Here is a 13,544-nt window from a genome sequence, read left to right on the forward strand (position 1 = left end):
CCTTAGCTTTGCGCGGCTTTTCGCGGAATAAACTCATTGGCGATCGCTTCGCCCTGAAGCTGGAGCGGACGAGGCTGCGGGATTTCCGGGATGGCGACATCCAGATGCGGGAATAACAGCTCACCCACTTTGTACGCCTCTTCCAGATGTGGATAACCGGAGAGAATAAAGCTGTCGATACCCAGCTCAGCATATTCATTGATGCGTGCCGCGACGGTCGGGCCATCGCCCACCAGCGCAGTACCTGCGCCACCGCGAACCAGACCCACACCGGCCCACAGATTGGGGCTAATCTCCAGATTCTCGCGCTTGCCGTTATGCAAAGACGCCATTCGCTGCTGACCCACGGAATCCGTTCTGGCAAAGGCTGCCTGCGCTCTGGCAATGGTGTCCTCATCCAGATGCGAGATCAGCCGGTCGGCCGCCTGCCAGGCTTCGGCATTCGTTTCGCGCACAATCACATGAAGGCGAATACCAAAACGCACTTTGCGACCATGAGCCGCCGCTTTGGCACGCACCTGGGCGATTTTTTCTTTCACCAGCTCAGGTGGCTCGCCCCAGGTCAGATAGAGATCAACCTGCTCAGCGGCCAGCTCCTGCGCCACATCGGATGAACCGCCAAAATAGAGCGGCGGGCGCGGCTGCTGCACCGGCGGGAAGTAGAGTTTCGCATCCCGAACGTGGACATGTTTGCCTTCATAGGTGACGGTATCCCCTTCCAGCAGGCGTCGCCATACGTGGGTAAATTCCGCCGAGGCTTCATAACGTTCAGTGTGATCCAGAAAAACGCCATCACCTGCCAGCTCCTGCGGATCGCTTCCGGTCACCAGGTTAAACAGAGCGCGTCCGTTAGAAAGCCTGTCCAGCGTGGCGGCCTGACGTGCTGCCACGGTAGGGGAGACCACGCTCGGACGCAGCGCGACCAGGAATTTCAAACGCTGAGTGACAGGGATCATCGACGCGGCCACCAGCCAGGCATCTTCACAGGAGCGTCCGGTAGGGATCAGTACGCCGGTAAAACCGATGCGGTCAGCTGCCTGGGCTATCTGCTGTAAATAGCCGTGATCGACCGGGCGGGAACCCTCTTCTGTACCAAGATAGTGTCCATCACCGTGGGTCGGTAAAAACCAGAAAAGATTCAGACTCATGATTTCGTTCCTTGTGCAGTAGGTTGCCAGATGCGTTCGCGGATATTCACCTGTTTTGGAACAAGGCGGTTTTGATAAAAGAGATCGGCGGTTTGTTGCTGGAGCGCCGCCACGTGTGCGTCGACAGGCTTAATGGTGGTGGGTGGACGGTGATCCAGATAGCTGGCAATCACCGGTTCAGGCAATCCCATGGTCTTGGCCAGCAATGTGATACTTTCCTGGCGCTGACTTTGGGTCAGAGCATCCGCCTGGGTAAAGGTGTCGAGAACACCCTGAATAAAGGCACCGTTCTTTTCCGCATACGGACGTGCGGCAAGATAGAACGATCCGGTCTGTTTCAGCGTGCTGCCATCTTTCAGCACCCGTACGCCGCCCTGAAGTAATGCCGCGGAGTAATAGGGATCCCAGATAGCCCATGCATCAACGTTGCCCTGCTGGAACGCTGCGCGGGCATCGGCAGGAGTCAGATAAACCGGTTGAATATCGGTGAATTTAAGCCCGGCCTCCTGCAATGCGCGCAGCAGCAGGTTGTGCGAGCTGGAACCTTTCTGGAACGCCACTTTATGACCTTTAAGTTCAGCAACGTTTTTAATGGCGCTATTTTCTGGTACCAGAATCACTTCCGCTTTTGGCTTGGGCGGCTCTACACCGACATACACCAGGTCCGCACCGGCAGCCTGCGCGAAAATAGGCGGAATATCTCCGGTACTGCCCAGATCGATACTGCCCACGTTAAGGGCTTCCAGCATCTGTGGCCCGGCCGGGAATTCCACCCAGGAGAAGGCTGTGTTCGGGAAACGTTTTTCCAGTAGCTGATGACTTTTCGCTAAAACCATACTGACGCTGCCTTTCTGATAACCAATACGCAGGCTCTCCGGTGCGGTTTCCGCAGAGTGCGCCAGTGCAGAGAGGCTCAGTAATCCAGCCAGCCCGATGCGGGTTAAGTGTTTAAACATGAGCAACTCCTTGCGGCTGGTTAAATGCAGGTACCTGAACGTCGCGGCGGTGCAGGGCCTGCCAGAAAGTTTCCAGCGCACTGTCCAGGCGGGTTTGCAGATTCGGCGTGAAGTGTGGTTTGTGTTGATAGTCGATAACCTGCGAATCATCAGCAAAGACGCCGTGCAGGATCTCCTGTGCTTTTAACGCACTTAGTACCGGTTTCAGGGCGTAATCCACCGCCAGCAAATGTGCAACCGTACCGCCCGTCGCCAGGGGCAGCACCACTTTGCCGTCCAGCGCGCGTTCAGGCAGCAGGTCGAGTAACGTTTTCAGGGCACCAGAAAAAGAGGCTTTATAAACAGGGGTTGCCACAATTAAGCCGTCTGCGCCTTTGAGCTGTTCGGTCAGGGTTTTGAGCGCCGGGCTGTCAAAGCGGGCGTAAAGCAGGTCTTCCGGGGCGAAGTTGTGCAGATTCCAGTGGCAGACTTCGATATCCAGGCTATTCAGCTTTTCGCGGGCATATTCCAGTAACGCGCTGGAACGAGAAGGGAAACGTGGACTTCCTGCCAGGGTAATGACGCGCATGTTTGCTCCTTATAACTAATTGTTTGCTTTTATCTAACATTCATAACAATTTTCAGGAGTGTGACACCGAGGGGTTATTCCACTAAATGATTTATCCGCAATTTAAATGCCGTAAACTGCATAAGAAGTGTGCTGTGAGGGAAACGATTGCGTTTTGCGCGATTTTTTTGCCGCAGGTCAATTCCCTTTCCGGGCAGGATCGCACATAATCCCCTCCCGGTTTGCACACCGGGAATCCAGGAGAGTTCATGTACTACCCCTTCGTTCGTAAAGCCCTTTTCCAGCTCGATCCTGAGCGCGCTCATGAATTTACATTCCAGCAATTACGCCGTATTACCGGTACGCCACTGGAAGCACTGGTGCGTCAGAACGTGCCGGAAAAACCTGTGCAGTGCATGGGACTGACCTTCAAGAACCCACTGGGCCTGGCGGCCGGGCTGGACAAAAATGGCGAGTGTATTGATGCCCTCGGTGCGATGGGATTTGGCTCCATCGAAATCGGGACGGTGACGCCGCGCCCGCAGCCGGGTAATGATAAGCCGCGCCTGTTCCGCCTGGTCGATGCCGAGGGGCTGATCAACCGTATGGGCTTTAACAACCTGGGTGTTGATCATCTGGTTGAGAACGTCAAAAAATCGCATTTTGACGGTGTATTAGGCATCAATATTGGCAAAAATAAAGATACGCCAGTTGAACAAGGTAAAGATGACTATCTGATTTGTATGGAAAAAGTCTATGCCTACGCCGGTTATATCGCGGTGAACATTTCTTCACCAAATACACCGGGGCTGCGTTCTTTACAATATGGCGAAGCGCTTGATGATCTGCTCAGCGCCATTAAAAATAAGCAAAATGCGTTGCAGGCGATCCACCATAAATATGTTCCGGTCGCGGTTAAGATCGCTCCGGATCTTTCCGCCGAAGAATTGATCCAGGTGGCTGACAGTTTAGTTCGCCATAATATTGATGGTGTTATTGCAACCAATACCACGCTCGATCGTTCTCTGGTTCAGGGAATGAAAAACTGTGACGAAGCGGGTGGTTTAAGTGGCCGTCCGGTACAATTAAAAAGCACCGAAATTATTCGTGCCTTGTCAGCCGAATTAAATGGGCGTCTACCGATTATCGGTGTGGGCGGTATCGACTCTGTCATCGCCGCACGCGAGAAGATAGCGGCGGGTGCGACCATCGTACAAATTTATTCCGGCTTTATTTTTAAAGGCCCGCCGTTGATTAAAGAAATCGTTACTCACATCTAATCTTTTCTCCCTTATCAGACAACCAGGGCTTTATTTCCAGCCCTGGTTGTTTTATATTCCGTCATTGTTGCTTATTTAAACATTATGGTCTTTTATTATTGATGTTATAAACGAAGCCGCAATCAGGACATTTTTAGAACAGGGCGTTTGGGGACGGGAGAGAAAAATGCGAATTAAACCTGACGATAACTGGCGCTGGTATTTTTGCGATGAGCATGACCGCATGATGCTCGATTTAGCCAATGGTATGTTGTTTCGTTCGCGTTTTGCCCGCCGAATGCTGACCCCTGATGCTTTCGCGCCGTCAGGCTTTTGCGTTGACGATGCCGCACTTTATTTCTCGTTTGAAGAGAAATGCCGCGACCTGGAACTCTCTAAAGAGCAGCGTGCTGAGCTGGTATTAAACGCGCTGGTCGCAATCCGTTTTCTCAAACCGCAGATGCCAAAAAGCTGGCATTTTCAGGCTCATGGTATGAGCTGGGAGCCGGTCACCGGGGACGCCGCCAGCGTCAATCTGAGTGATACCGCCGAAGAGGTGAGTTTGCTGGTGGTCGAGCCTGGCGAAAATGCCGCGCTCTGTTTACTGGCACAACCCGGCGTGACTATCGCCGGGCGGGTGATGCAATTGGGTGACGCAATTAAAGTGATGAACGACAGGCTGAAACCGCAACTGCGTGTTGATACCTTCAGCCTCGAGCAGGCCGTTTAAGCTTCCAGCTGTATTGATGTTTTCGGAATACAGCTGCAACACAAGATAGTGCCGTCATCCCCAATCGCTGTTTTCTTCAGTGCACTCACTTCGCCTTCTACCAGCCTGATACGGCAGCATCCGCAAATCCCGGCGCGGCACGAGTAAGGTACACGTATCCCGGCTTGTTCCAGCTGTTCAAGTAATACCTGCTGGTTGTTGCCCCGGATGACTTGCCCTTGCCACTGGATCTCCACCACTGAAGTGGGTTCCATCTCGACATCTACAAACTCTTCTTCCTGGCCCGAGCCATACACTTTGGCCGGCCCGCGCGCGAGAATTTCTACCTCATCGCCCACGCGGATCACACCGCTGGAGCGCGGGATTAAGTTCTGCCCGAAATCGACATCGCCGTTGTCCTGCGCGGTGCGGAACGACTGAAGGGTTTTCAGCGGCTCGCCGGACGGGTGTTTTTGTCCTTTTTCCGGGCTAACGGTGGTAAAGATGCAGCGGCTACAGGGTTTCACCACATCAAAAATCACGCTGCCGATGCGGATCACTTTCCAGGTGTCTTCTTCCCAGGCTTCTGTCCCGGTAACAACCAGATTCGGGCGGAACTGCTCCATCTGGACGCTGGCTGTACAGCTGCTCTGCAAATCCCGAAGCGAAGCTTCGTTGGTCAGCAAAAACGGGAAACCATCGGCGAAGGAAAGCGGGACGGCATCGTGGCGCTTGACCCGGCGCGTCAGCTCAGGCCCGACCCAGCGCAGCTGCACATCACGCGAGAAGAAACCACTCAGCCAGCGGTTTATTTCATCCGGGGCGATACGCGCGGTAAAATGATTCCCCCACACTTCCGTTGGGGCATCAACAGGCGCAAAATCACTGAACCGGATGACGACGCTTGAGCCGTCTGGCGCGGTCAGGTGTAAACCGTCATGCAGAGGTGAAGGGGTAAAACGAACCATTTGCGGGAACTGGCGTGCAGTAATAAATGTACCGTCAGGCTCGGTGACCATAAAAATACGATCGAAGGCAAATCCGCTCATGTCGGCCAGCGCGTGAGAAACGCCAATGCCGCGCATCGATTTCACCGGATGGATAAAAAGCCTGGATAAGGTCGCCACTGCACACTCCCTGAAATGAAAATAAGCCTTCAACTTTATGACATACACGCCATATTAGCTATAATGCGCGACAATTTTCTATGAGTAAAAGTGACGATATGAATTCTCTGTTTGCCAGTACGGCCCGTGGGCTGGAAGAGCTGTTAAAAACTGAACTGGAAGCCCTCGGCGCACAGGAGTGCCAGGTAGTTCAGGGTGGTGTCCATTTTGAGGGCGACACACGGCTTATTTACCAGAGCCTGATGTGGAGCCGTCTGGCGTCGCGCATCATGCTGCCGATGAAAGAGTGCAAGGTCTACAGCGACCTTGACCTCTATACCGGCGTACAGATGATCGACTGGACAGAGATCTTCACCCCTGATGCGACCTTTGCGGTGCACTTCAACGGCGTGAACGATGAGATCCGCAACAGCCAGTACGGCGCGCTGCGCGTGAAAGACGCCATCGTGGACTGCTTCACGCGTAAAAATAAGGAACGCCCGAACGTCGATCGTGAAAATCCCGACCTGCGTATCAACGTGTGGCTCAATGGCGACACCGCCAGCATTTCTCTTGATCTGAGCGGGGCGGGTCTGCACCTGCGCGGCTATCGCGATCGCACCGGTATGGCGCCGATCAAAGAAACGCTGGCCGCCGCGATTGTGATGCGCTCCGGCTGGCAGCCAGACACACCGCTGCTCGACCCGATGTGTGGTTCCGGTACACTGCTGATTGAAGCCGCAATGCTGGCAACCGACCGCGCGCCGGGGCTGCACCGCGGCCATTGGGGATTCAAAGGTTGGGCTCAGCACGATGAAGAAATCTGGAAAGAGGTGAAGGCCGAAGCCCAGACGCGTGCGCGTAAAGGCCTGGCTGACTACACTTCCCATTTCTACGGCTCGGACAGCGACGCCCGCGTCATTGAGCGCGCGCGCAGCAACGCCCGTCGCGCGGGTATCGGTGACCTGGTGACCTTTGAAGTGAAAGACGTTGCTAACCTGACCAATCCGCTGCCGAAAGGCCCGTACGGTACGGTTATCAGCAACCCGCCATACGGTGAGCGTCTTGACAGCGAACCCGCACTGATTGCGCTGCACAGCCTGTTGGGTCGCAATATGAAAGACCATTTCGGTGGCTGGAACCTGTCGCTGTTCAGCGCCTCGCCAGAGCTGCTGAGCTGCCTGCAATTGCGTGCCGACCGCCAGTTTAAAGCGAAAAACGGCCCGCTGGACTGCGTGCAGAAAAACTACCATCTGGCCGAGAAAGCCGCAGACAGCAAGCCTTCTGGTGTGGCGGAAGATTACGCCAACCGTCTGCGCAAGAACCTGAAGAAATATGAAAAATGGGCGAAACAGGAAGGTATCGAATGCTATCGCCTGTATGACGCTGACCTGCCTGAATATAACGTGGCCGTCGACCGCTATGCGGACTGGGTCGTGATTCAGGAATATGCACCACCGAAAACCATCGATGCACAAAAAGCGCGTCAGCGTATGCTGGATGTGATCGCGGCAACCATCGCCGTGCTGGGTATCACGCCGAACAAACTGGTGCTGAAAACCCGTGAACGTCAGAAAGGTAAAAACCAGTACCAGAAGATGAATGAGAAGGGTGACTTTATTGAAGTGGGCGAATATAACGCTCGCCTGTGGGTCAACCTGACTGACTACCTTGATACCGGCCTGTTCCTTGACCACCGTATTGCCCGTCGCATGTTAGGGCAGATGAGCAAGGGCAAAGACTTCCTGAACCTGTTCTCCTACACCGGCAGCGCCAGCGTGCACGCAGGGCTTGGCGGTGCGCGTAGCACCACCACGGTAGATATGTCCCGTACCTATCTGGAGTGGGCGGAACGTAACCTGCGTCTTAACGGGCTGACCGGACGCCAGCATCGCCTGATGCAGGCCGATGTGCTGGGCTGGCTGCGTGATACGGATGAACAGTTTGACCTGATCTTTATCGATCCACCGACTTTCTCCAACTCCAAGCGCATGGAGGATAGCTTTGATGTTCAACGCGATCACCTGCGCCTGATGACCGACCTGAAACGTCTGCTGCGTAAAGGCGGTACCATTATGTTCTCGAACAACAAACGCGGATTCCGCATGGATCACGACGGCCTGACCGCTCTGGGACTGAAAGCACAAGAAATCAGCCAAAAAACGCTGTCTCAGGACTTTGCCCGTAACCGTCAAATTCATAACTGCTGGCTGATCACCGCGGTCTAAAGGAAATATAAATGTCACTTATTAGCATGCACGGCGCCTGGCTGTCCTTCAGCGATGCGCCACTTCTCGATGATACTGAACTGCATATCGAGGACAACGAACGCGTTTGTCTGGTAGGCCGTAACGGCGCGGGCAAATCGACGCTGATGAAGATCCTCAACCGTGAACAGGGCCTGGATGACGGGCGTATTGTCTACGAACAGGATCTGATTGTTTCTCGTTTGCAACAGGATCCCCCGCGTAATGTGGCGGGTACCGTTTATGATTTCGTTGCGGAAGGGATCTCTGAGCAGGCTGAATACCTGAAGGGTTATCACGAGATTTCTCATCTGGTGATGACTGACCCAAGTGAAAAAAATCTTAATGAGATGGCTCGCCTGCAGGAGCTGCTGGATCATCACGGCCTGTGGCAGCTTGAAAGCCGTATCACTGAAGTGCTCGATCAATTAGGTCTGGATGCGGATATGGAGCTGGCGTCACTTTCCGGTGGCTGGCTGCGTAAAGCGGCGCTGGGGCGTGCGCTGGTCAGTGGCCCAAAAGTGCTGCTGCTGGACGAACCAACTAACCACCTGGATATCGAAGCTATCGACTGGCTGGAAGGGTTCCTGAAAACCTTTAACGGCACCATTATCTTCATCTCGCACGACCGTTCGTTTATCCGCAATATGGCAACCCGTATTGTCGATCTCGACCGCGGCAAGCTGGTGACTTACCCTGGCGATTACGATACTTATCTGCTGGAAAAAGAAGAAAATCTGCGCGTCGAAGAGCTGCAAAATGCCGAGTTCGATCGCAAGCTTGCGCAGGAAGAGGTCTGGATCCGTCAGGGCATCAAGGCGCGTCGTACCCGTAACGAGGGCCGCGTGCGCGCCCTGAAAGCGATGCGTAACGAGCGCAGCGCCCGTCGTGAAGTGATGGGCAGCGCGAAGATGCAGGTCGAAGAGGCCGCCCGCTCGGGTAAAATCGTCTTTGAAATGGAAGACGTTAATTACCAGGTTGACGGCAAAGTGCTGGTGAAAGACTTTTCTGCCCAGGTACAACGTGGCGACAAAATTGCCCTGATTGGCCCGAACGGTTGCGGTAAAACCACGCTGCTTAAGCTGATGCTGGGTCAGTTACAGGCCGACAGCGGTCGCGTTCACTGCGGAACTAAGCTCGAAGTGGCCTACTTCGACCAGCACCGTGCGGAGCTGGATCCAGACAGAACGGTGATGGATAACCTGGCGGAAGGCAAGCAAGAGGTGATGGTTAACGGCAAGCCGCGCCACGTCCTGGGGTATTTGCAGGACTTCCTGTTCCATCCTAAACGCGCGATGACGCCAGTGCGCGCGCTGTCCGGCGGTGAGCGAAATCGCCTGCTGCTGGCGCGTCTGTTCCTGAAGCCAAGTAACCTGTTGATTCTCGATGAACCGACGAACGATCTGGATGTCGAAACGCTGGAATTACTGGAAGAGCTGATTGATGGTTATCAGGGCACGGTGATGCTGGTGAGCCACGATCGTCAGTTCGTCGATAACACCGTGACCGAGTGCTGGATCTTCGAAGGTGAAGGACGTATTGGGCAATATGTGGGCGGTTATCACGACGCGCGCGGGCAGCAAACGCAATCGCTGGCGCAAAAACAGGCAAAGTCCAAAAATGGCCCGGAACCTACTGTAACAAAAGCAGAAACAGCTAAGAAAACATCAGCTAAACTAAGCTATAACCTGCAACGTGAGCTGGAAGGGCTGCCTAAGCGTCTTGAGGAGCTTGAAGCTGCACTTGAGGCACTGCAAATTCAGGTTGCTGATGCTTCATTCTTTACGCAGTCTCACGACTATACTCAGAAAATATTGGCTGACCTTTCCAGTGCTGAACAGGAACTGGAAGAAGCATTTGAGCGCTGGGAGTACCTTGAGTCTCTGAAAAACGGCGCATAAACAGGGATAAAATATGTGTGACCAGCACCATGCCGACAGGCATATATTATGCTCACAATGCGATATGCTCGTTGCGCTGCCTGTGCTGGGTCACGGACATAAGGCAACCTGTCCGCGTTGCGGTACAACGTTAACGACAGAGTGGGACGCACCCAGGCAGCGTCCTACTGCCTATGCCATAGCTGCTCTTTTTATGCTCCTGCTGTCTAATCTCTTCCCCTTCATTTATATGAAGGTGGGAGGGATAACCAGCCAGGTTGACCTCCTTGAAATCCCCGGCGTGATGTTCTCGGAAGATTACGCCAGTCTTGGAACCTTTTTTCTTTTGTTTGTGCAGATTGTCCCGGCCTCTTGTCTGGTCGTGATCCTGCTGCTGGTCAACCGTGTCCGGATGCCCACGCCCCTTAAAATTAAACTTGCCCGTATCTTTTTTCAGCTTAAAAGCTGGGGAATGGCCGAGATTTTCCTGGCCGGTATTCTGGTGAGTTTCGTGAAGCTGATGGCCTATGGCGATGTGGGCATCGGCAGCAGTTTTATTCCGTGGTGTCTTTACTGTGTGCTGCAATTACGCGCGTTTCAGTGCGTAGACCGGCGCTGGGCGTGGGACGACATTGCCCCTGCACCTACGCTTGCGCAGACGGTAAAAGTGGGTGTGCCGGGTATTCGCCAGGGACTGCGCTCCTGCTCATGCTGTACCGCGGTGCTGCCTGCCGATCTCGACACATGCCCGCGCTGTGAAACAAAAGGATATGTACGGCGTAAAAACAGCCTTCAGTGGACGATGGCGCTGCTGGTTACGTCGATCATGCTTTATCTGCCTGCCAATATTTTGCCCATCATGATCACCGATTTGCTCGGCGATAAAATGCCTTCCACCATTATGGCGGGGGTCGTATTGCTGTGGGGTGAGGGGTCTTATCCCGTGGCGCTGGTTATTTTTATCGCCAGCATCATGGTGCCGACGTTAAAAATGATTGCGATTGCCTGGCTCTGTTGGGATGCAAAAGGGCACGGCAGGCGTGACAGTGAGCGAATGCACTTGATTTATGAAGTTGTCGAGTTTGTCGGACGCTGGTCAATGATTGACGTGTTTGTCATCGCCGTTCTTTCCGCGTTAGTGCGGATGGGGGGGCTGATGAATATTTATCCCGCTATGGGAGCGCTGATGTTTGCGTTGGTCGTTATTATGACAATGTTTGCGGCCATGACCTTCGACCCTCGTTTATCGTGGGATCGTGAGCCCGAGTCAAGCCATGAGGAAGAGTAAGAGCATGGAAAATAAGAGTGGAGAGGCTAAAGTGCAGAAGGTCAAAAACTGGTCGCCGGTGTGGATTTTCCCCATCGTGACTGCGCTGATCGGTGCATGGATACTGTTTTACCATTACAGCCATCAGGGACCGGAAGTGACGCTCATCACCACCAATGCTGAGGGTATTGAGGGGGGAAAGACCACCATCAAGAGCCGTAGCGTGGATGTGGGTGTCGTTGAAAGTGCGACCCTGACCGATGACCTGACCCATGTGGAGATCAAAGCGCGTCTGAATTCCGGAATGGAAAAGCTGATGCACAGTGATTCCGTCTTCTGGGTCGTTAAACCGCAGGTGGGACGTGAAGGGATCAGCGGTTTAGGCACATTGTTGTCGGGCGCCTATATTGAATTGCAGCCAGGCACGAAAGGGAGCCCGCCTGCGCAGTATCAACTGCTTGATTCACCTCCACTCGCGCCACCTGATGCAAAAGGGATCCGCGTCATCCTCGACAGCAAAAAAGCGGGCCAGTTAACGGCGGGCGATCCGGTGCTGTTCCGTGGCTATCGCGTTGGTTCCGTTGAAACGAGCACCTTTGATCCGCAAAAAAGGACGATCAGCTATCAGCTGTTTATCAATGCGCCTAACGATCGCTTAGTCACCAGCAACGTCCGTTTCTGGAAAGACAGTGGGATCGCAGTTGATCTCACCTCGGCGGGGATGCGTGTTGAAATGGGCTCGCTGACCACCTTGTTTGGCGGTGGGGTGAGCTTCGATGTGCCGGAAGGGCTGGATCTTGGTCAGCCGGTCGTGGAGAAAACAGCTTTCCGCCTCTTTGACGACCAGAAAAGCATTCAGGATGCGCTCTATACCGACCATATCGACTTCCTGATGTTCTTTAAAGATTCAGTGCGTGGCCTCCAGCCAGGCGCGCCTGTTGAGTTCCGCGGCATTCGTCTGGGAACCGTGGGTCAGGTGCCATTCTTTGTCCCTGGGCTGCGTCAGGTTCTGGATGACGACTACCGCATCCCGGTGCTGATCCGTATTGAACCTGAGCGTCTGATCAATCAGATGGGTGAGAATCAGGACATTGGCGCGCATATCAACTCGTTGATGGAACGCGGTCTGCGTGGCTCGCTGAAAACCGGTAACCTGGTGACGGGGGCGCTGTATGTTGACATGGACTTCTATCCTAAAGCGCCTGCGATGACGGGTATCCGTGAATTTGGTGGTTATAAGATCATCCCAACGGTGAGTAGCGGTCTGGCTCAGATCCAGCAACGACTGATGGAAACACTGGATAAGATTAATAATCTGCCGCTGAATCCAATGATTGAAGCTGCAACAAACTCGCTCAGCGAAAGTCAGGCGACGATGCGCCGACTGCAAACCACGCTGGATAACATCAACAAGATCACCGCAAGCCAGTCCATGCAGCAGCTGCCGCAGGATATGCAGAAAACGCTGCGCGAACTTAACCGCAGTATGCAGGGCTTCCAGCCGGGCTCTGCGGCTTACAACAAGATGGTGGCAGATATGCAACGTCTTGATCAGGTATTGCGTGAACTCCAGCCGGTTCTGAAAACGCTCAACGAGAAGAGCAACGCGCTGGTGTTTGAAGCAAAAGATAAAAAGGATCCTGAGCCGAAGAGGGCAAAAGAATGAATAAGTGGCTATTGATGGTTGGCGCTCTGCTTTTAACGGCGTGCAGTTCCGGTGTAGAGAACAAGAGTTACTATCAGCTACCTGTTGCGGCTCAGGCAGGCGGACAAAGCACGGCAAGCCAGGGAAACCGCCTGTTGTGGGTTGAACAGGTTAACGTGCCTGATTATCTTGCCGGTAACGGCGTGGTCTACCAGACGAGCGATGTGAAGTATGTCATCGCCACAAACAATCTGTGGGCCAGCCCGCTGGATCAGCAGCTGCGAAATACGCTGGTGGCTAACCTCGGAAGCCAGCTTCCAGGGTGGGTTGTTGCCTCACAACCTCTCGGTACTGACCAGGATACCCTTAACGTGACTGTGACGGGCTTCCACGGCCGTTACGACGGTTCGGTAGTGATCAGCGGCGAATGGCTGCTGAACCATCAGGGGCAGCTGATTAAGCGTCCTTTTCATCTTGAAATGAAGCAGCAAAAAGATGGATACGATGAAATGGTGAAAGTCCTGGGACAGGGTTGGGCGCAGGAGTCGGCCAGCATCGCCAGGGAGATTTCCCGGCTACCATAAGTAAAATTCATAGTAAAAAGCCGCCATCAGTCTGGTTCTGATTGCGGCTTTTTTTTCGTTTTGACATCAGGTTGTTACTTGTGCCGGGTCACACTTTTTGTACAAATGATCTTCCGCATAGCTCACAAATATGACACCCGTATGAATTTCGAACATTGACGCTGAGGCTTATTCGGGGTATTCGTTATCTGTGCTTG

The 13,544-nt window shown here is 53.8% G+C and carries 11 protein-coding genes; 7 read left to right on the forward strand and 4 right to left on the reverse strand.

Annotation, left to right across the window (positions count from 1 at the left end; translation table 11 throughout):
• Positions 1-2 precede the first annotated feature (2 nt).
• From ssuD to ssuE, 3 genes are read right to left on the reverse strand one after another with little or no spacing between them, the layout of a single operon-like run.
• Positions 3-1,148, reverse strand: a complete 1,146-nt coding sequence (gene ssuD / locus N1249_RS07535; RefSeq protein ID WP_259836314.1) for an FMNH2-dependent alkanesulfonate monooxygenase — start codon at positions 1,146-1,148, stop codon at positions 3-5.
• On the reverse strand, positions 1,145-2,104 hold the full coding sequence (locus N1249_RS07540) for a sulfonate ABC transporter substrate-binding protein (RefSeq protein ID WP_409193163.1): 960 nt from the start codon (positions 2,102-2,104) through the stop codon (positions 1,145-1,147). Before N1249_RS07540 ends, ssuD begins: the two co-directional genes overlap by 4 nt.
• Positions 2,097-2,672, reverse strand: coding sequence for an NADPH-dependent FMN reductase (gene ssuE / locus N1249_RS07545; protein ID WP_014069614.1), 576 nt, complete (start codon positions 2,670-2,672; stop codon positions 2,097-2,099). The genes N1249_RS07540 and ssuE overlap by 8 nt, the downstream gene beginning before the upstream one ends.
• Positions 2,673-2,920: 248 nt before the next feature.
• On the opposite strand from ssuE, the gene pyrD reads away from it, so the two are divergent.
• Together pyrD and zapC are read left to right on the forward strand one after the other, a co-directional pair.
• A complete protein-coding gene (gene pyrD, locus N1249_RS07550) occupies positions 2,921-3,931 on the forward strand; it encodes a quinone-dependent dihydroorotate dehydrogenase (RefSeq protein ID WP_014069615.1) in 1,011 nt (336 codons plus the stop codon).
• Positions 3,932-4,097: 166 nt separating this feature from the next.
• On the forward strand, positions 4,098-4,640 hold the full coding sequence (gene zapC / locus N1249_RS07555; RefSeq protein WP_259836318.1) for a cell division protein ZapC: 543 nt from the start codon (positions 4,098-4,100) through the stop codon (positions 4,638-4,640).
• Here the strand turns inward: zapC and N1249_RS07560 are convergent.
• Entirely contained in the window at positions 4,637-5,746 is a 1,110-nt protein-coding gene (locus tag N1249_RS07560; protein WP_259836321.1) for a YcbX family protein, read from the reverse strand. The two genes, zapC and N1249_RS07560, sit on opposite strands and share 4 nt — an antisense overlap.
• A gap of 98 nt (positions 5,747-5,844) precedes the next feature.
• Here N1249_RS07560 and rlmKL point away from each other — a divergent pair, with 98 nt between their 5' ends.
• From rlmKL to pqiC, 5 genes are read left to right on the forward strand one after another with little or no spacing between them, the layout of a single operon-like run.
• Positions 5,845-7,953: a bifunctional 23S rRNA (guanine(2069)-N(7))-methyltransferase RlmK/23S rRNA (guanine(2445)-N(2))-methyltransferase RlmL gene (rlmKL, locus tag N1249_RS07565; protein WP_259838027.1), complete on the forward strand. Its 2,109-nt coding sequence runs from the start codon at positions 5,845-5,847 to the stop codon at positions 7,951-7,953.
• Positions 7,954-7,964: 11 nt separating this feature from the next.
• Positions 7,965-9,872: an ABC transporter ATP-binding protein gene (locus tag N1249_RS07570; protein ID WP_259836324.1), complete on the forward strand. Its 1,908-nt coding sequence runs from the start codon at positions 7,965-7,967 to the stop codon at positions 9,870-9,872.
• A gap of 13 nt (positions 9,873-9,885) precedes the next feature.
• Entirely contained in the window at positions 9,886-11,139 is a 1,254-nt protein-coding gene (gene pqiA / locus N1249_RS07575; protein WP_259836327.1) for a membrane integrity-associated transporter subunit PqiA, read from the forward strand.
• Positions 11,140-11,143: 4 nt separating this feature from the next.
• Positions 11,144-12,784 carry an intermembrane transport protein PqiB gene (gene pqiB, locus N1249_RS07580; protein ID WP_259836329.1) on the forward strand — a complete coding sequence of 547 codons (1,641 nt, stop codon included), beginning with the start codon at positions 11,144-11,146 and terminating at the stop codon, positions 12,782-12,784.
• On the forward strand, positions 12,781-13,347 hold the full coding sequence (pqiC, locus tag N1249_RS07585) for a membrane integrity-associated transporter subunit PqiC (protein WP_259836331.1): 567 nt from the start codon (positions 12,781-12,783) through the stop codon (positions 13,345-13,347). Before pqiB ends, pqiC begins: the two co-directional genes overlap by 4 nt.
• Positions 13,348-13,544 lie beyond the last annotated feature (197 nt).

Source organism: Enterobacter sp. CP102, assembly GCF_025152625.1.
Lineage (GTDB): Bacteria > Pseudomonadota > Gammaproteobacteria > Enterobacterales > Enterobacteriaceae > Enterobacter > Enterobacter soli.